General features: G+C 62.4%; 17 protein-coding genes. All 17 read left to right on the top strand.

Features of this window, described 5'->3' with window-relative positions; all coding sequences use genetic code 11:
- Positions 1 to 94 precede the first annotated feature (94 nt).
- Complete coding sequence (locus ACOZKU_RS00165; RefSeq protein ID WP_421577144.1) at positions 95 to 982, top strand: prohibitin family protein; 888 nt, start codon at positions 95 to 97, stop codon at positions 980 to 982.
- 278 nt (positions 983 to 1,260) lie between these two features.
- Positions 1,261 to 1,626, top strand: coding sequence for an NADH-quinone oxidoreductase subunit A (locus tag ACOZKU_RS00160; protein WP_117371859.1), 366 nt, complete (start codon positions 1,261 to 1,263; stop codon positions 1,624 to 1,626).
- Positions 1,617 to 2,198: an NADH-quinone oxidoreductase subunit B gene (locus tag ACOZKU_RS00155; RefSeq protein WP_314094683.1), complete on the top strand. Its 582-nt coding sequence runs from the start codon at positions 1,617 to 1,619 to the stop codon at positions 2,196 to 2,198. Before ACOZKU_RS00160 ends, ACOZKU_RS00155 begins: the two co-directional genes overlap by 10 nt.
- Before the next feature lie 18 nt (positions 2,199 to 2,216).
- Positions 2,217 to 2,822: an NADH-quinone oxidoreductase subunit C gene (locus ACOZKU_RS00150; protein WP_314094681.1), complete on the top strand. Its 606-nt coding sequence runs from the start codon at positions 2,217 to 2,219 to the stop codon at positions 2,820 to 2,822.
- Between the two features lie 48 nt (positions 2,823 to 2,870).
- Positions 2,871 to 4,061, top strand: a complete 1,191-nt coding sequence (locus tag ACOZKU_RS00145) for an NADH-quinone oxidoreductase subunit D (RefSeq protein WP_421577143.1) — start codon at positions 2,871 to 2,873, stop codon at positions 4,059 to 4,061.
- Positions 4,061 to 4,297 carry a hypothetical protein gene (locus ACOZKU_RS00140; RefSeq protein WP_421577142.1) on the top strand — a complete coding sequence of 79 codons (237 nt, stop codon included), beginning with the start codon at positions 4,061 to 4,063 and terminating at the stop codon, positions 4,295 to 4,297. The genes ACOZKU_RS00145 and ACOZKU_RS00140 overlap by 1 nt, the downstream gene beginning before the upstream one ends.
- 16 nt (positions 4,298 to 4,313) lie before the next feature.
- The gene (locus ACOZKU_RS00135) at positions 4,314 to 5,450 is read left to right on the top strand and encodes an NADH-quinone oxidoreductase subunit E (protein ID WP_421577141.1); all 1,137 of its coding nucleotides are present in this window, start codon (positions 4,314 to 4,316) and stop codon (positions 5,448 to 5,450) included.
- Positions 5,451 to 5,461: 11 nt separating this feature from the next.
- Positions 5,462 to 6,766, top strand: coding sequence for an NADH-quinone oxidoreductase subunit NuoF (gene nuoF, locus ACOZKU_RS00130; RefSeq protein WP_314094676.1), 1,305 nt, complete (start codon positions 5,462 to 5,464; stop codon positions 6,764 to 6,766).
- Between the two features lie 4 nt (positions 6,767 to 6,770).
- Positions 6,771 to 7,445: an NADH:ubiquinone oxidoreductase gene (locus tag ACOZKU_RS00125; RefSeq protein WP_421577140.1), complete on the top strand. Its 675-nt coding sequence runs from the start codon at positions 6,771 to 6,773 to the stop codon at positions 7,443 to 7,445.
- Positions 7,446 to 7,560: 115 nt separating this feature from the next.
- Positions 7,561 to 9,639, top strand: a complete 2,079-nt coding sequence (gene nuoG / locus ACOZKU_RS00120) for an NADH-quinone oxidoreductase subunit NuoG (RefSeq protein WP_421577139.1) — start codon at positions 7,561 to 7,563, stop codon at positions 9,637 to 9,639.
- Positions 9,640 to 9,658: 19 nt separating this feature from the next.
- Positions 9,659 to 10,702: an NADH-quinone oxidoreductase subunit NuoH gene (gene nuoH, locus ACOZKU_RS00115; RefSeq protein ID WP_421577138.1), complete on the top strand. Its 1,044-nt coding sequence runs from the start codon at positions 9,659 to 9,661 to the stop codon at positions 10,700 to 10,702.
- Between the two features lie 36 nt (positions 10,703 to 10,738).
- Positions 10,739 to 11,230 (top strand): NADH-quinone oxidoreductase subunit NuoI, encoded by a 492-nt coding sequence (gene nuoI, locus ACOZKU_RS00110; protein WP_023513863.1) that lies wholly within the window; start codon positions 10,739 to 10,741, stop codon positions 11,228 to 11,230.
- 100 nt (positions 11,231 to 11,330) lie between these two features.
- Entirely contained in the window at positions 11,331 to 11,945 is a 615-nt protein-coding gene (locus tag ACOZKU_RS00105) for an NADH-quinone oxidoreductase subunit J (RefSeq protein WP_314094666.1), read from the top strand.
- 28 nt (positions 11,946 to 11,973) lie between these two features.
- Positions 11,974 to 12,282: an NADH-quinone oxidoreductase subunit NuoK gene (nuoK, locus tag ACOZKU_RS00100; RefSeq protein ID WP_024270868.1), complete on the top strand. Its 309-nt coding sequence runs from the start codon at positions 11,974 to 11,976 to the stop codon at positions 12,280 to 12,282.
- Positions 12,283 to 12,289: 7 nt separating this feature from the next.
- Positions 12,290 to 14,287 carry an NADH-quinone oxidoreductase subunit L gene (gene nuoL / locus ACOZKU_RS00095; protein ID WP_421577137.1) on the top strand — a complete coding sequence of 666 codons (1,998 nt, stop codon included), beginning with the start codon at positions 12,290 to 12,292 and terminating at the stop codon, positions 14,285 to 14,287.
- The gene (locus ACOZKU_RS00090) at positions 14,287 to 15,798 is read left to right on the top strand and encodes an NADH-quinone oxidoreductase subunit M (RefSeq protein WP_421577136.1); all 1,512 of its coding nucleotides are present in this window, start codon (positions 14,287 to 14,289) and stop codon (positions 15,796 to 15,798) included. The genes nuoL and ACOZKU_RS00090 overlap by 1 nt, the downstream gene beginning before the upstream one ends.
- A 15-nt stretch (positions 15,799 to 15,813) precedes the next feature.
- Positions 15,814 to 17,119: NADH-quinone oxidoreductase subunit NuoN (gene nuoN, locus ACOZKU_RS00085; protein ID WP_421577135.1), on the top strand; the 1,306-nt coding region annotated here is incomplete at its 3' end.

The raw sequence follows: 17,119 nt of genomic DNA, 5'->3' as shown, positions 1-17,119 counted from the left end.
TAACGCTTGCGCGCGGATTTTTGGCCTCGGCGCCGAATGTTTCCGGCCGTTCCTCCGTCTTCGTATAGCTTGCCCAATCGAAGAAGGGATTCGCATGCGTTACGTCACGATGGCTCTGTCCGGTTTTGCCGCACTTGTTGCGCTCAGCATTCTCTTTGGGTCGTGGTTCACTATCGATCAGGGCGAGCGCGGGGTGATTTTGCGCTATGGTGCCGTTGCGGGCACGGCGGATCCCGGTCTCGGCTTCAAATTGCCCTTGATTGATTCGGTGGTGCGGATCTCCGTGCAATCAAAGGCCATGGTCTATGAAAAGATGGAGGCTTATAGCCGCGACCAGCAGCCGGCCGATATCCGTCTTTCCGTGAATTACCGAATCCCCGCCGATCGCGTCGAGACCGTCTATGCCAATTACGGCGGCGAGGATGGGCTGCTTTCCCGCCTGATCGAGCGCAAGGTTTTTGAGGAGACGAAGACGGTTTTCGGCCGGTTCAATGCGGTAACGGCGATCCAGGAGCGCGGGCGGCTGAATTCCGAGGTCGCGACGGCGATCCAGGAAAGCATTTCGGGGCCGGTGCTGATCGAAAGCGTGCAGATCGAGAACATCGATTTTTCGGAAGCCTATGAGGCGAGCATCGAGCAGCGCATGCTGGCCGAGGTGGAGGTACAGCGGCTGCGGCAGAATGCCGAGCGCGAAAAGGTGCAGGCGGAAATCACGGTGACGCAGGCGCGCGCCCAGGCCGATGCCCGCCGCGCTGAGGCGCAGGCCCAGGCGGATGCGGTGCGTCTGGCCGCCCAGGCCGAGTCGGAGGCGATCAAGCTTCGCGGCGAGGCGGAGGCCGAAGCGATCAAGGCGCGCGGCGATGCGCTGAAAGACAATCCCGGTCTCGTCTCGCTGACCCAGGCGGAAAAATGGGATGGCCAATTGCCACGCACCATGCTGCCGGGCGGATCGATCCCGATGCTCAATCTCAACACAAATTGACCCATGCGGCGGCGTGGGCGGGGCGTTTTTCTTAGCATCTGCGGCGAAACGTCCCGTGATCAGGCTTTCATGAAATCCTAACGATTTAAATGGGCTTGCCGCCAGCCTTTCGAGGCAGCCTGGAAAAGAGCACAATGATTGGGGCGAAAGCCGGACAAAGCCTTGCGCGGGGCCGCGCACTGCGCTAACGACGTGGCGTTGCAACATACTTTCTCGGCTTGCAGGTCACCGACCAACAGGCGTCTCTCCGGCGCCGACAGCAGGCAGGATGGACGCCAATGACTGAACTTCTCGGTTCCTATCTCCCGATCGCCATCTTCATCGGTATCGCGCTCGTTATCGGCATTGCACTGCTGGTCGCGCCGTTTGCCGTCGCATACAAGGCGCCTGATTCGGAAAAGCTTTCCGCGTACGAGTGCGGCTTCAATGCATTCGACGATGCGCGCATGAAATTCGACATCCGCTTCTATCTGGTGTCGATCCTCTTCATCATCTTCGACCTCGAAGTGGCTTTCCTGTTCCCGTGGGCGGTGTCCTTCGGTGAGCTCGGCTGGTTCGGTTTCTGGTCCATGATGGTCTTCCTCGGTGTGCTGACCATCGGCTTTATCTATGAATGGAAGAAGGGAGCACTCGAATGGGAGTAGCTCATACCAGCAGCACGCTTGTTGCCCAGCAGCCCAAGGGGATCATCGATCCCAATACCGGCAAGCCCATCGGCAGCAATGACGCGTTCTTCGGCGAGATCAACAACGAGCTCGCCGACAAGGGTTTTCTGGTCACGTCCACGGACGAACTCATCACCTGGGCCCGTACCGGCTCGTTGATGTGGATGACCTTCGGTCTCGCCTGCTGCGCCGTGGAAATGATGCAGCTTTCGATGCCGCGTTACGACGTCGAGCGTTTCGGCTTTGCGCCGCGCGCCTCACCGCGCCAGTCCGACGTGATGATCGTCGCCGGTACGCTGACCAACAAGATGGCGCCCGCGCTTCGCAAGGTCTATGACCAGATGCCGGAGCCGCGTTACGTCATCTCAATGGGCTCCTGCGCCAATGGCGGCGGCTACTATCACTATTCCTATTCGGTGGTGCGCGGCTGTGACCGCGTGGTGCCGGTCGACATCTACGTACCAGGCTGTCCTCCCACGGCGGAAGCGCTCCTTTACGGTGTGCTCCTGCTGCAGAAGAAGATCCGCCGGACCGGTACGATCGAACGTTAAGGGCAGGGGACTTTAGACATGAGCGAAGCCCTCCAGGAGCTTTCCTCCTATATCGGCGAAGCCGCCGGCGGTCTGGTGACCGCTTCCGATATCGCCTATGGCGAACTCACCCTGAAGACGGACGGTGCGCGCATCCTCGATCTTCTGACCTTCTTGCGCGACGACGTGCAGTGCGGTTTCGTCAATCTGATCGATGTCTGCGGCGTCGACTGGCCGGCCCGTGCCGAGCGCTTCGACGTGGTCTATCACCTGTTGTCGCCGCGCCAGAACCAGCGCATCCGCGTCAAGGTCGCGACCGGCGAGGACGTTCCCGTTCCCTCGGCTTTCTCGGTCTATCCGGGTGCCGACTGGTTCGAGCGCGAAGCCTACGACATGTACGGCATCCTTTTCACCGGCCATCCGGACCTGCGCCGCATCCTCACCGACTACGGTTTCGAGGGGCACCCGCTGCGCAAGGACTTCCCGACGACCGGCTTCGTGGAAGTGCGTTATGACGACGAGGTCAAGCGCGTCGTGTACGAGCCCGTCGAACTGAAGCAGGAATTCCGCAACTTCGACTTCCTCTCTCCCTGGGAAGGCACCGACTACGTGCTGCCGGGCGACGAGAAGGCGAAGCAGAACTGATTTTGGGTCGGGCGACCCGCTAGGGCGCCGGCCTCTGGAGCAAGCGGCATGAACGAGCACAACGTTCGCAATTTCAATATCAACTTCGGCCCGCAGCATCCTGCGGCGCACGGGGTTCTCCGTCTGGTTCTGGAACTGGATGGCGAAATCGTCGAGCGTGTCGACCCGCATATCGGCCTGCTGCATCGCGGCACCGAGAAGCTGATCGAGACGAAGACCTATCTTCAGGCCGTTCCTTACTTCGACCGCCTCGACTACGTGGCGCCGATGAACCAGGAGCATGCCTTCGCGCTCGCCGTCGAAAAGCTGACTGGCACGGAAGTGCCGATCCGCGGCCAGCTGATCCGCGTGCTCTATTCGGAAATCGGCCGCATCCTGTCGCATCTGCTCAACGTCACGACCCAGGCCATGGACGTCGGCGCGCTGACGCCGCCGCTCTGGGGCTTCGAAGAGCGTGAAAAGCTGATGGTGTTCTATGAGCGGGCCTGCGGCGCGCGCATGCACTCGGCCTATATCCGTCCGGGCGGCGTGCACCAGGATCTGCCGCACGAACTGGTGGAAGACATCGGCAAGTGGATCGATCCGTTCCTGAAGACCGTCGACGATATCGACGAGCTGCTGACCGGCAACCGCATCTTCAAGCAGCGCAACGTCGATATCGGCGTGGTGAAGTTGGAAGATTGCTGGGCCTTGGGTTTTTCCGGCGTCATGGTGCGCGGTTCGGGCGCGGCCTGGGATTTGCGCCGATCGCAGCCTTATGAGTGCTATTCCGACCTCGACTTCGACATTCCGATCGGCAAGAACGGCGACTGCTACGACCGTTACGTCATCCGCATGATCGAGATGCGCGAAGCGGCCAAGATCATGCGCCAGTGCGTCAATCGCCTGCTCGGCGACGCCAAGGTGGGTCCGGTTTCCTCGGTCGACGGCAAGATGGTTCCGCCGAAGCGTGGCCAGATGAAGCGTTCGATGGAAGCGCTCATCCATCACTTCAAGCTCTATACGGAAGGCTACCACGTGCCGGCCGGTGAAGTGTACGCAGCCGTCGAGGCGCCGAAGGGCGAATTCGGCGTCTATCTCGTCGCTGACGGCACCAACAGACCTTACCGCTGCAAGATCCGCGCGCCGGGCTATGCCCACCTGCAGGCCATGGATTTCATCTGTCGCGGCCACCAGCTCGCGGACGTCTCGGCGATCCTCGGCTCGCTCGACATCGTGTTCGGCGAGGTTGACCGCTGATGCCGAAAGTCGTCTTCGCCGCCATCGCTCTTCTCGCTGCCAGCGCTGCCCATGCGCAGGACGTGGACACGGGCAGCGCTGCCAAGACGGTGGGCCAGCTGGTGAGCGAAGGCTACGAAATCAAGGCGGCGGCGCCGAACGGCAGCCGCTACGTCATCTTCATGCAGAATGACCAGTCGGCCTATGCCTGCGAATTCGTCAATACGGCGAATACGCAGTGCAGGCCGATCAACTGAGACAAGGCGTTACAGAATGTCCGTTCGTCGACTAGCCGATGACAGTGTCCAGCCCGCCAGCTTCGCCTTCACCGAGGAGAATGCGGCCTGGGCCCAGGCAACCATCAACAAGTATCCGAAGGGCCGTCAGCAGTCTGCGGTGATCCCGCTTCTCATGCGGGCGCAGGAGCAGGACGGCTGGGTCACCAAGGCGGCAATCGAATCCGTCGCCGACATGCTGGATATGGCCTATATCCGCGTGCTCGAAGTCGCGACCTTCTACACCCAGTTCCAGCTTTTGCCGATCGGCACGCGCGCCCACATCCAGGTTTGCGGCACCACGCCCTGCATGCTGCGCGGCTCGGAAGACCTCATCAAGGTCTGCAAGAAGCGCATCCATCCCGAGCCCTTCCACCGCAACGAGAGCGGCACGCTCTCCTGGGAAGAGGTCGAGTGTCTGGGCGCCTGCGTCAACGCGCCGATGGTCATGATCTTCAAGGACAGTTTTGAAGACCTGACGCCGACGCAGCTCGAGCACATCATCGACCGCTTCGATGCCGGCAAGGGTGCAACCGTCGAGCCGGGTCCGCAGATTGAGCGCGTCTTCTCCGCGCCGGCCGGCGGTCTCACCAGCCTGAACGAGCCGGAAGCCGCTGCCAGGAAGCCCTCTGCCCGTGCCAAGAAGGCCGGCGAGGAGAGTGTCAGCGTTCCTCCGTCGAATGCCGCGCGCGCCAAAACGGATGCGGACGAAACCGACGCCAAACTGAAGACCCCGGCCAATGCCAAGGCCGAAGCGGCAGTGAATACCAAGGCGAAGGGCGATACCCGCGCGGAAGGTGGCGATGCCGCCGTCAAGCAGCCGGTCGCCGCTGCCGTCGGCAAGCCGTCGCTGGACGACAAGAACCGTCCGGCCGGCATCGAACGTCCTGCAACGCCTGACGACCTGAAACTCATCTCCGGCGTCGGCCCGAAGATCGAAGGCATTCTGCACGACCTCGGCATCTTCACCTTCGCGCAGGTTGCGTCGTGGACGCCGGAACAGCGCGAATGGGCCGACGGCTATCTGAATTTCAAGGGCCGCATCGAGCGCGACGACTGGGTCAGGCAGGCCGAGGCGCTCGCCAAGGGCGGTGAAGCGGAATACATCCGCGTTTTCGGCAAGAAGCCGCGGTAAAGAGGTGAACCATGCTTAAAGATCAGGATCGCATCTTCACCAATATCTACGGCACCAAGGACAGGTCGCTGAAGGGCGCTATGGCCCGCGGCCATTGGGACGGCACCAAGCAGCTGCTCGAAAAGGGCCGCGACTGGATCGTCAACGAGGTCAAGGCCTCCGGCCTGCGCGGCCGCGGCGGCGCCGGCTTCCCGACCGGCCTCAAGTGGTCCTTCATGCCGAAGGAGTCGGACGGCCGTCCGCATTACCTCGTCGTCAATGCCGATGAATCCGAGCCCGGCACCTGCAAGGACCGCGATATCCTGCGCCACGATCCGCACACGCTGATCGAGGGCTGCGTCGTCGCGTCCTTCGCCATGGGCGCCCATGCGGCCTATATCTACGTGCGCGGCGAGTTCATCCGCGAGCGCGAGGCCCTGCAGGCGGCCATCGACGAGTGCTATGATGCCGGCCTCCTCGGCAAGAACAACAAGCTCGGCTACGACATCGACATCTATGTCCACCACGGCGCCGGCGCTTACATCTGCGGTGAAGAGACCGCGCTGCTTGAAAGCCTCGAAGGCAAGAAGGGGCAGCCGCGCCTGAAGCCGCCGTTCCCGGCGAATATGGGCCTCTATGGCTGCCCGACAACCGTCAACAACGTCGAATCCATCGCAGTGACCCCGACGATCCTGCGCCGCGGCGCCGGCTGGTTCTCCTCGTTCGGCCGCCCGAACAATGTCGGCACCAAGCTGTTCATGATGTCCGGCCACGTCAACACGCCCTGCACGGTCGAAGAGGCCATGGGCATCTCCTTCAAGGAGATGGTCGAGAAGCACGGCGGCGGCATTCGCGGCGGCTGGGACAATCTGCTCGCCGTCATCCCCGGCGGCGCGTCCTGCCCGGTCGTGAAGGCCGAGGACATGATGAACGTCACGCTCGATTTCGACGGCCTGCGCGAGGTGAAGTCCTCGTTCGGCACCGGCGGCATGATCATCATGGATCGCTCCACCGACATCATCAAGGCGATCTGGCGCATCTCGGCTTTCTTCAAGCACGAGAGCTGCGGCCAGTGCACGCCGTGCCGCGAAGGCACCGGCTGGATGATGCGCGTCATGGAGCGCATGGTGCGCGGCAACGCCCAGAAGCGCGAGATCGACATGCTGTTCGACGTGACGAAGCAGATCGAAGGTCATACGATCTGTGCGCTCGGCGACGCGGCCGCCTGGCCGATCCAGGGCCTCATCCGCAACTTCCGCCCCGAAATCGAGGCGCGCATCGACCAGTACACCGCCAATGCCATGGACCATGGCGCGGTGCTGGAAGCAGCGGAGTAAGACGATGAAGACGCCGGCTGGACAGGATGCGAATGCGACCAACGTCCCGCCGGCGGAAGCTTCCGGCGCAGATCCCTTCGGGTTCTCGCCCTGGCTGAAGCAAATGCCGGATGTGTCGCGGTACCCGATGATGGCAAATCCGGTCACGGCGATTGCGGCGACCACCGCGCTCGGTTTCAGCATTGCGGGCCAGATGGCCGGGATGATGCTGAGCGTCATGCAGACGGTAGCGGAGCAGGCGAAGGCGGCGATGGACGAAGCGGCCGAACAGGCTGCGAAGACCGAGGCCGAAGAGGCAAAGGCGGCGCCCGTCAAGGCGAAACCGGAGCTGAGGGTGGTTCCGACGGAGCCGGTGATCAAGGCGGAAACGCCGGTTGCGGAGCCGAAGGTCAAGGTGGCGCGAGAGAAAAACGCGACGCCGAAGGCGGCGGAAGCCAAGCCGGTGCGCAAGGCGCCGGCGGCGAGAACCGCCAAGACCGATGACCTGAAGGTGATTTCAGGCATCGGACCGAAGCTGGAGCAGGTGCTGAACGGCATGGGCTTCAAGCGCTACGCCGACATCGCGGCCCTCAAGGCCGAGGATGTGGCAAGGATCGAAGCCGAACTCGGGTTCAGCGGGCGCATCGCCCGCGATGGCTGGGTAGAGCAGGCAAAGACGCTGGCAAAGGGCAGGGGCTGACCCCACCGGATCCGGCAGACGGACAAAGGCGAAAGGGAAGGGCGAGAGCCCGAACGGACGCTGGAGAAAAGGCGCTGGCGAGACACGGTCTTCGTGTCAAAGCGGGAATTGAGATATGGCAAAGCTGAAAGTCGACGGAAAAGAAATCGAAGTCCCGGATCACTTCACGCTGCTTCAGGCGTGTGAGGAGGCCGGCGCCGAAGTTCCGCGCTTCTGTTTCCACGAGCGGTTGTCGGTTGCCGGCAACTGCCGCATGTGCCTCGTCGAGGTGAAGGGTGGCCCGCCGAAGCCGGCAGCCTCCTGCGCCATGGGCGTGCGCGACCTGCGCCCCGGCCCGAACGGCGAAGCGCCGGAAGTCTTCACGACCACGCCGATGGTCAAGAAGGCGCGTGAAGGCGTCATGGAATTTCTGCTGATCAACCATCCGCTGGATTGCCCGATCTGCGACCAGGGCGGCGAATGCGACCTGCAGGACCAGGCGATGGCCTTCGGCATCGACAGTTCGCGCTACTCCGAGAACAAGCGCGCCGTCGAGGACAAGTATATCGGCCCGCTCGTCAAGACGATCATGAACCGCTGCATTCACTGCACACGCTGCGTTCGTTTCACGACGGAAGTGGCCGGCATCACCGAGCTCGGCCTGATCGGCCGCGGTGAGGACGCCGAGATCACCACCTATCTCGAACAGGCGATGACGTCTGAGCTTCAGGGCAACGTGGTCGACCTTTGCCCGGTCGGTGCACTCACCTCCAAGCCCTTCGCCTTCACGGCCCGTCCGTGGGAACTGAACAAGACCGAATCGATCGACGTCATGGACGCCGTCGGTTCCGCCATCCGCGTCGATACGCGCGGCCGCGAAGTCATGCGCATCCTGCCGCGCATCAATGAAGAGATCAACGAAGAGTGGATCTCCGACAAAACCCGTTTCATCTGGGACGGCCTGAAGACCCAGCGCCTCGACCGCCCGTATGTTCGCAAGGACGGCCGCCTGCAGCCCGCCACCTGGGCCGAGGCTTTCGGCGCGATCCAGGCCGCCGTTGCCAAGACCTCGGGCGACCGCATCGGCGCGATTGCCGGCGATCTCGCCTCCGTCGAGGAAATGTTTGCGCTGCGCGAACTGATGGCTTCGCTCGGTTCCAAGAACATCGACTGCCGCCAGGACGGCTCGCAGCTCGATCCGTCGCTCGGCCGCGCCAGCTATCTGTTCAGCCCGACCATCGAGGGCATCGAGCAGGCCGATGCGCTGCTCATCGTCGGCGCCAATCCGCGCCTCGAAGCCGCCGTGCTCAACGCCCGCATCCGCAAGCGCTGGCGCATGGACAACTTCCCGATCGGCGTGATCGGCGAACAGGCCGAGCTGCGCTACGGCTACGAATATCTGGGCGCCGGCACGGACACGCTGTCCGGCCTCGCCAATGGCTCGATTTCCTTTGTCGAGACGCTCCGAAAGGCCGAGCGCCCAATGATCATCGTCGGCCAGGGCGCGCTGTCGCGTGCCGACGGCCTGGCCGTTCTCTCGGCCGTTTCCGCGCTGGCCGAACAGGTCGGTGCGGTGAAGGCGGACTGGAACGGTCTTGCTGTTCTGCACACCGCAGCCTCGCGCGTCGGTGGTCTCGACCTCGGCTTCGTGCCGGGCGAAGGCGGCAAGAATGCAGCCGATATGCTTTCGGGCACCGACGTGCTCTTCCTGCTCGGCGCCGACGAAATGGATTTCGCCAGGAAGACCGCCTTCACGGTCTATATCGGCTCGCATGGCGACAACGCCGCGCATGTCGCTGACGTCATCCTGCCGGGTGCGACCTATACCGAGAAGTCGGGCACCTGGGTCAACACCGAAGGTCGCGTGCAAATGGGCAACCGCGCCGGCTTCGCGCCGGGCGACGCCCGCGAGGACTGGGCGATCCTGCGCGCGCTTTCCGACGTGCTCGGAAGCAAGCTACCGTTTGATTCGCTTCTCCAGCTGCGCGCAAAACTCTATGCCGCACACCCGCATTTCGCCCGGATCGACGAGATCGCGGCCGGCGATAGCGCCGATCTCTCCGCCCTTGCGAAAAAAGGCGGGACGATGGCGAATTCCGGGTTTGCGTCTCCGATCAAAGACTTCTATTTGACGAACCCGATAGCGCGCGCCTCCGCGGTCATGGCCGAATGCTCGGCGCTTGCCCGCAACAATTTCAAAGCCGCGGCGGAATGAGCGCGAAGGAATAGACGGTATGGACGCTTTCATTTCGACCTACGTTTGGCCTGCGGCCATCATGATCGGCCAGTCGCTTCTGCTGCTGGTTCTGCTCCTGGTGTCCATCGCCTTCATTCTGCTTGCCGACCGCAAGATCTGGGCGGCCGTACAGCTGCGCCGCGGCCCGAACGTCGTCGGTCCCTTCGGACTGCTGCAGTCCTTCGCCGACCTCTTGAAGTTCGTCTTCAAGGAGCCGGTCATTCCGGCGACGGCCAACAAGGTGATCTTCCTTCTGGCCCCGCTCGTCTCCGTAACGCTCGCGCTCGCCACCTGGGCGGTCGTGCCCGTTAACGACGGCTGGATGATTGCCAACATCAATGTCGGCATCCTCTACATCTTCGCGATCTCCTCGCTTGAAGTGTACGGCATCATCATGGGCGGCTGGGCTTCGAACTCGAAGTACCCGTTCCTCGGCGCGCTGCGTTCGGCTGCACAGATGGTTTCCTACGAAGTGTCGATCGGTTTCGTCATCGTCACCGTCCTGCTCTGCGTCGGTTCGCTGAACCTGTCCGACATCGTCTATGCGCAACATGACGGCCTCGGCACGCGCCTTGGCCTGCCGGCGTCGTTCCTCGACTGGCACTGGCTGTCGCTGTTCCCGATGTTCGTCGTGTTCTTCATTTCGGCGCTGGCCGAAACGAACCGCCCGCCCTTCGACCTTCCGGAAGCCGAATCCGAACTCGTCGCCGGCTTCATGGTCGAATATGGCTCGACCCCGTACATGATGTTCATGCTCGGCGAATATGCCGCCATCTGCCTGATGTGCGCGCTGACGACGATCCTCTTCCTCGGCGGCTGGCTGCCTCCGATCGACGTCTGGTTCCTCAACTGGGTCCCGGGCATCGTGTGGTTCGTCATCAAGGGCCTCTTCGTCTTCTTCATGTTCGCGATGGTGAAGGCCTTCGTGCCGCGCTACCGCTACGACCAGCTCATGCGTCTCGGCTGGAAGGTCTTCCTTCCGATTTCGCTCGCCATGGTCGTCATTACCGCATTCGTGCTGAAGCTCATGGGGACCGCATGACGATCGCGCCCCGCCTCAGCAGCATTGGAGCTTGAAATGGCTAGTCTCTCGCAAGCCGTAAACTCGCTGTTCCTCAAGGAATTCGTCGGCGCCTTCTTCCTTTCGATGCGCTACTTCTTCCGCCCGAAGGCGACGGTGAACTATCCCTTCGAAAAGGGTCCGGTCTCTCCGCGCTTCCGCGGCGAGCATGCGCTGCGCCGTTACCCGAACGGTGAAGAGCGCTGCATCGCTTGCAAGCTCTGCGAAGCGATCTGTCCTGCCCAGGCCATCACCATCGAGGCGGGTCCCCGCCGCAACGACGGCACGCGCCGCACGGTGCGTTACGATATCGACATGGTGAAGTGCATCTATTGCGGCTTCTGCCAGGAAGCCTGCCCGGTCGACGCCATCGTCGAAGGTCCGAACTTCGAGTTCTCGACCGAGACGCGCGAAGAGCTCTACTACGACAAGCAGAAGCTCCTCGAGAACGGCGATCGCTGGGAGCGGGAAATCGCCCGCAACATCGCTATGGATTCGCCCTACCGCTGATCGGCGGAGGGCATACTGAACTTCAAGTGCCTGACGAGTGCGTTCGTCAGGCTTCGACGGGGAGGGGGACCTTCTCCGGGGAAGACGAAAAGGCACCAAAATGGGTCTGCAGGCTCTATTCTTCTATATCTTCGCCTTCGTGGCGGTGGCGTCCGCCTTCATGGTGATCGCGTCGAGGAACCCGGTTTACTCCGTGCTGTTCCTGATTCTCACCTTCTTCAATTCGGCGGGCCTGTTCCTCCTGACGGGCGCCGAGTTCCTGGCGATGATCCTGCTGGTCGTCTACGTCGGCGCGGTTGCGGTTCTCTTCCTCTTCGTCGTCATGATGCTCGACATCGATTTCGCCGAATTGAGGGCGGGAGCGCTTGAATATGCGCCGGTCGGCGCGCTGATCGGTATCATCCTGGCGATCGAGCTGGTCGTCGTCGTTGGCGGCTCGACGCTCTCGCCGGAGATTGCCAGCAGCGTTTCGATGCCGATCCCGCCGGTCGCCGAGCGCCAGAACACCGCCGCCCTCGGCGACGTGCTCTACACGAACTACGTCTACTTCTTCCAGATTGCCGGCCTCGTGCTGCTCGTCGCCATGATCGGCGCGATCGTGCTGACGCTGCGCCATAAGCCGAACATCAAGCGCCAGAACATCTCGCAGCAGGTTGCCCGCACGCCGGAAACCGCCGTCGAGGTGGTCAAGGTGAAGCCCGGTCAGGGCATCTGAGGCAGCGCGGGACCAAGGATAAAGAAAAATGGAAATCGGTATTTCCCACTATCTCACCGTCAGCGCCATCCTCTTCACGCTCGGCGTCTTCGGCATCTTCCTGAACCGGAAGAATGTCATCGTCATCCTGATGTCGATCGAACTCATCCTGCTGTCGGTCAACATCAACATGGTGGCGTTCTCGCACTTCCTGAACGACATCGTCGGCCAGGTCTTCGCGCTGTTCATTCTGACCGTCGCGGCTGCGGAAGCGGCCATCGGTCTTGCAATTCTCGTCGTCTTCTACCGCAACCGCGGTTCGATCGCCGTCGAAGACGTCAATATGATGAAGGGCTGATCGGGTCATGGATACCATCATCAAGGCAATCGTCTTCCTCCCGCTCACCGGCTTCCTGATCGCCGGCATCGGCGGCAACACGATCGGCGCCAAGGCGTCCGAATATGTCACGTCCGGCTTCATGATCATCGCGGCCGTGCTCTCCTGGATCGTCTTCTTCGACGTCGCCATGGGCGAAACGGAGATGGTCAAGGTCAGCATTCTGCGCTGGATCCAGTCCGGCGGCTTCGACGTCGAATGGGCGTTCCGCGTCGATACGCTGACGGCCGTCATGCTCGTCGTCGTCAATTCGGTCTCGACGCTCGTGCATGTCTATTCGATCGGCTACATGCACCACGATCCGCATCGGCCGCGCTTCTTCGCGTACCTGTCGCTCTTCACCTTCGCCATGCTCATGCTGGTGACGTCGGACAATCTGCTGCAGATGTTCTTCGGCTGGGAAGGCGTGGGCCTGGCGTCCTACCTGCTGATCGGCTTCTGGTACAAGAAGCCCTCGGCCTGTGCGGCCGCCATGAAAGCTTTCATCGTCAACCGCGTCGGCGACTTCGGCTTCGCGCTCGGCATCTTCTCGGTCTTCGTGCTGTTCGGCTCGATCAACTTCGAGACGATCTTCGCGACCGCCGCCACCTACCTGCCGGCTGAAGGTGCTGCGGACGCCGCCGAGCCCGTCATCAACCTCTTCGGCATGACGCTCGACAAGTCGCAGGCGCTCACCGCCACCTGCCTGCTGCTCTTCATGGGCGCGATGGGCAAGTCGGCGCAGTTCCTGCTGCACACCTGGCTGCCGGACGCCATGGAAGGCCCGACCCCGGTTTCGGCCCTCATCCATGCCGCCACCATGGTCACCGCCGGCGTCTTCCTCGTCGCCCGCATGTCGCCGCTGTTCGAACTGTCGCACACCGCGCTCATGGTCGTGACGCTGGTCGGCGCGATCACCGCCTTCTTCGCGGCGACGGTCGGTCTCGTGCAGAACGACATCAAGCGCGTCATCGCCTATTCGACCTGCTCGCAGCTCGGCTATATGTTCGTGGCGCTCGGCATCGGCGCCTATGGTGCGGCGATCTTCCACCTCTTCACGCACGCCTTCTTCAAGGCCCTGCTGTTCCTGGGCGCCGGTTCGGTTATCCACGCCGTCGATGGCGAGCAGGACATGCGCTACATGGGCGGCCTGCGTAAGCACATTCCCGTGACCTTCTGGATGATGACGATCGGCACGCTCGCGCTCACCGGTGTCGGCATTCCGGGCACCGTCATCGGCTTTGCCGGTTTCTTCTCGAAGGATGCGATCATCGAATCGGCCTTCGCCTCGCACAGCCCGCTTGCCGGCTTCGCCTTCACGCTCTTGGTCATTGCCGCGCTCTTCACGAGCTTCTACTCCTGGCGCCTGGCCTTCATGACCTTCTTCGGCAAGCCGCGCGCTTCCGCAGACGTCATGCACCATGTGCATGAATCGCCTGCCGTCATGCTGATCCCGCTCTACTTGCTGGCTGCCGGCGCGGTTGCCGCGGGCGTGGTCTTCGTGGAATATTTCTACGGCCACCACTATGCCGAATTCTGGCAGGGCGCTCTCTTCACGCTGCCGGAAAACGAACTGGTCAACGAGTATCATCACGTCCCGCTCTGGGTGAAGTGGAGCCCGTTCGCCGCCATGGCAGTCGGCTTCGTCACCGCCTGGTATATGTACATCCGTTCGCCGGAAACCCCGAAATACCTCGCCGAGCAGCATCGTGGTCTCTACCAGTTCCTGCTCAACAAGTGGTACTTCGACGAACTCTACGACTTCCTCTTCGTGCGCCCCGCCATGTGGCTCGGCCGGACGCTGTGGAAGAAGGGTGACGGCGCCGTCATCGACGGTCTCGGCCCGAACGGCATTGCCGCCCGCGTCGTCGACGTCACCGACCGCGTCGTGCGCCTGCAGACCGGTTACCTCTATCACTACGCATTCGCGATGCTGCTGGGTATTGCAGCACTCGTTACCTGGATGATGCTCGGGAGCTCCCTCTGATGACCGATTGGCCCATTCTTTCAGCGGTCACCTTCCTGCCGCTCGTCGGCGTGGCGCTCCTGCTCTTGACGCGGGAAGACAGCCCGTACGGCCGCCGCAACATCCTGAACGTCGCGATGCTGACGACGATCGTCACCTTCCTGCTTTCGCTCTTCATCTGGATCGGCTTCGACTATTCGAACCCCGGTTTCCAGATGACGGAAAAGCATGAATGGCTCGGCACCGGCATTTCCTACCATCTCGGCGTCGACGGCATTTCCATGCTGTTCGTCATCCTCTCGACCTTCCTGATGCCGTTCTGCGTGCTCGCAAGCTGGCATTCGGTCGAGAAGCGCCTGAAGGAATACATGATCGCCTTCCTGCTTCTGGAAGTGTTCATGGTCGGCGTCTTCGTCTCGCTCGATATCGTTCTCTTCTACGTCTTCTTCGAAGCGGGCCTCATTCCGATGTTCATCATCATCGGCGTGTGGGGCGGCAAGGATCGCGTCTACGCATCCTACAAGTTCTTCCTCTACACGCTGCTCGGCTCGGTGCTGATGCTGCTCGCCATCATGGCGATGTACTGGCAGGCCGGCACGACCGACATCACGGAACTGCTCGCCTATAACTTCCCGGCGCATATGCAGACCTGGCTGTGGCTCGCCTTCTTCGCGTCCTTCGCGGTGAAGATGCCGATGTGGCCGGTCCACACCTGGCTTCCCGACGCGCACGTTCAGGCGCCGACGGCAGGCTCGGTCATCCTGGCCGGCGTGCTCTTGAAGCTTGGCGGCTACGGTTTCATCCGTTTTTCGCTCGCCATGTTCCCGCTGGCATCCGACTATTTCGCGCCCTTCGTCTTCACGCTGTCGGTCATCGCCATCATCTACACCTCGCTGGTGGCGCTGATGCAGGACGACATCAAGAAGCTGATCGCCTATTCGTCGGTCGCCCATATGGGCTACGTCACCATGGGCATCTTCGCGGCCAACATGCAGGGCCTGCAAGGCGCCATCTTCCAGATGCTGTCGCACGGCATCGTCTCCGGCGCGCTCTTCCTCTGCGTCGGCGTCGTCTATGACCGGCTGCACACCCGCGAGATCTCCGCCTATGGCGGCCTCGTCAACAACATGCCGAAATACGCCGTCGCCTTCATGATCTTCACCATGGCGAATGTCGGCCTTCCCGGCACGTCCGGCTTCGTCGGCGAAATCATGACGCTGGTCGGCGCCTTCCGCGCCAACACCTGGGTCGCGTTCTTCGCCACGACGGGCGTCATCCTCTCGGCCTCCTACGCGCTGTGGCTCTACCGCCGCGTGATCTTCGGTGCGCTGGAGAAGGAAAGCCTGAAGTCGCTGCTCGACCTGTCGGGCCGTGAGAAGGCGCTTCTCTACCCGCTGGTGATCCTGACGATCTTCTTCGGTGTCTATCCGGCACCGGTCTTCGATGTGACGGCGGCTTCGGTCGACGCGCTTCTCAATCAATACTCCGCGGCTCTGCAAGCGGCGCAATCCGTTGCGCTCACGGCGAACTGAGGACGGGACCAAGACATGACCGCTGATACTCTCCTTGCCAGCCTTCAGCTCTCGACGCCCGAGATCATTCTCGCCGTCGGCGCCCTGGTCCTGCTGATGATCGGTGTGTTCTCGGGCGAGCGCTCGGGCACCACCGTGATCGGCCTTGCCGTCGCCGTCCTCATCATCGCCGGCCTCTGGCTGGTGCTCGCGACCGGCGAAGGCCAGGCCTATGGCGGCGCCTTCGTGTCGGATGCCTTCGCCAAATTCATGAAGGTTCTGGCGCTGATCGGCTCCATCACCGCCATGGTGATGACCGTCGGCCACGCCCGTTCCCAGCAGCTCGACCGCTTCGAGTTCCCGGTGCTGATCGTGCTCTCGACGCTCGGCATGCTGCTGATGATCTCGGCCAACAGCCTGCTGTCGCTCTACCTCGCGCTGGAACTCCAGTCGCTCGCCCTCTACGTGGTCGCCGCGATCAATCGCGACAGCCTGCGCTCGACGGAAGCGGGCTTGAAGTATTTCGTGCTCGGCGCGCTCTCCTCGGGCATGCTGCTCTACGGCATGTCGCTGGTCTACGGCTTCACCGGCCATATCGGCTTCCAGGACATCGCGGCCGCGCTGACCGCCGAGGGCCGTTCGCTCGGCCTCGTCTTCGGCCTGGTGTTCATCCTTGCCGGCCTTGCCTTCAAAATCTCGGCCGTGCCGTTCCACATGTGGACGCCGGACGTTTATGAAGGTGCGCCGACCCCGGTCACCGCCTTCTTTGCCGCGGCCCCGAAGGTCGCCGCCATGGCCATGCTGGTGCGCATCGTCATCGAGGCCTTCCAGCCCGTCGTCGCCGACTGGCAGCAGGTCATCGTCTTCATCTCGATCGCGTCCATGCTGCTCGGTTCCTTCGCGGCCATCGGCCAGAAGAACATCAAGCGCCTGATGGCCTATTCCTCGATCGGCCATATGGGCTATGCGCTCGTCGGCCTCGCCTCCGGCTCCATGGCCGGCGTGCGCGGCGTCGCGCTCTATATGCTGATCTACATGGTCATGACGCTCGGCACCTTCGCGATCATTCTCGCGATGCGCCGCAAGGACGGCGAGAATGTCGAAGAGATCAACGATCTCGCCGGCCTCTCCTCGACCAACCCCTTCATGGCGACCGTGCTGACGATCCTGATGTTCTCGCTCGCCGGCATCCCGCCGATGGCAGGCTTCTTCGCCAAGTACTTCGTCTTCATGGCGGCCATCGAGGCGCAGCTTTATGCGCTGGCGATTATCGGCGTGCTCTCCTCGGTCGTCGGGGCCTACTATTACCTCCGCGTCGTCAAGGTGATGTGGTTCGATGAGC

Origin of the sequence: Shinella sp. M31 (genome assembly GCF_049199205.1) — a bacterium.
Lineage (GTDB): Bacteria > Pseudomonadota > Alphaproteobacteria > Rhizobiales > Rhizobiaceae > Shinella.
This window is presented reverse-complemented; position numbering and strand designations above follow the sequence as displayed.

Coding starts and splice junctions, on each gene's coding strand:
- ACOZKU_RS00150 (WP_314094681.1), top strand. CDS start 2,217: ATGAGCGAAGCCCTCCAGGAGCTTTCCTCCTATATCGGCGAAGCCGCC.
- ACOZKU_RS00090 (WP_421577136.1), top strand. CDS start 14,287: ATGACCGATTGGCCCATTCTTTCAGCGGTCACCTTCCTGCCGCTCGTC.
- ACOZKU_RS00105 (WP_314094666.1), top strand. CDS start 11,331: ATGGGTCTGCAGGCTCTATTCTTCTATATCTTCGCCTTCGTGGCGGTG.
- nuoK (WP_024270868.1), top strand. CDS start 11,974: ATGGAAATCGGTATTTCCCACTATCTCACCGTCAGCGCCATCCTCTTC.
- nuoF (WP_314094676.1), top strand. CDS start 5,462: ATGCTTAAAGATCAGGATCGCATCTTCACCAATATCTACGGCACCAAG.
- nuoG (WP_421577139.1), top strand. CDS start 7,561: ATGGCAAAGCTGAAAGTCGACGGAAAAGAAATCGAAGTCCCGGATCAC.
- ACOZKU_RS00165 (WP_421577144.1), top strand. CDS start 95: ATGCGTTACGTCACGATGGCTCTGTCCGGTTTTGCCGCACTTGTTGCG.
- ACOZKU_RS00160 (WP_117371859.1), top strand. CDS start 1,261: ATGACTGAACTTCTCGGTTCCTATCTCCCGATCGCCATCTTCATCGGT.
- nuoH (WP_421577138.1), top strand. CDS start 9,659: ATGGACGCTTTCATTTCGACCTACGTTTGGCCTGCGGCCATCATGATC.
- nuoI (WP_023513863.1), top strand. CDS start 10,739: ATGGCTAGTCTCTCGCAAGCCGTAAACTCGCTGTTCCTCAAGGAATTC.
- nuoL (WP_421577137.1), top strand. CDS start 12,290: ATGGATACCATCATCAAGGCAATCGTCTTCCTCCCGCTCACCGGCTTC.
- ACOZKU_RS00135 (WP_421577141.1), top strand. CDS start 4,314: ATGTCCGTTCGTCGACTAGCCGATGACAGTGTCCAGCCCGCCAGCTTC.
- ACOZKU_RS00155 (WP_314094683.1), top strand. CDS start 1,617: ATGGGAGTAGCTCATACCAGCAGCACGCTTGTTGCCCAGCAGCCCAAG.
- ACOZKU_RS00125 (WP_421577140.1), top strand. CDS start 6,771: ATGAAGACGCCGGCTGGACAGGATGCGAATGCGACCAACGTCCCGCCG.
- ACOZKU_RS00140 (WP_421577142.1), top strand. CDS start 4,061: ATGCCGAAAGTCGTCTTCGCCGCCATCGCTCTTCTCGCTGCCAGCGCT.
- ACOZKU_RS00145 (WP_421577143.1), top strand. CDS start 2,871: ATGAACGAGCACAACGTTCGCAATTTCAATATCAACTTCGGCCCGCAG.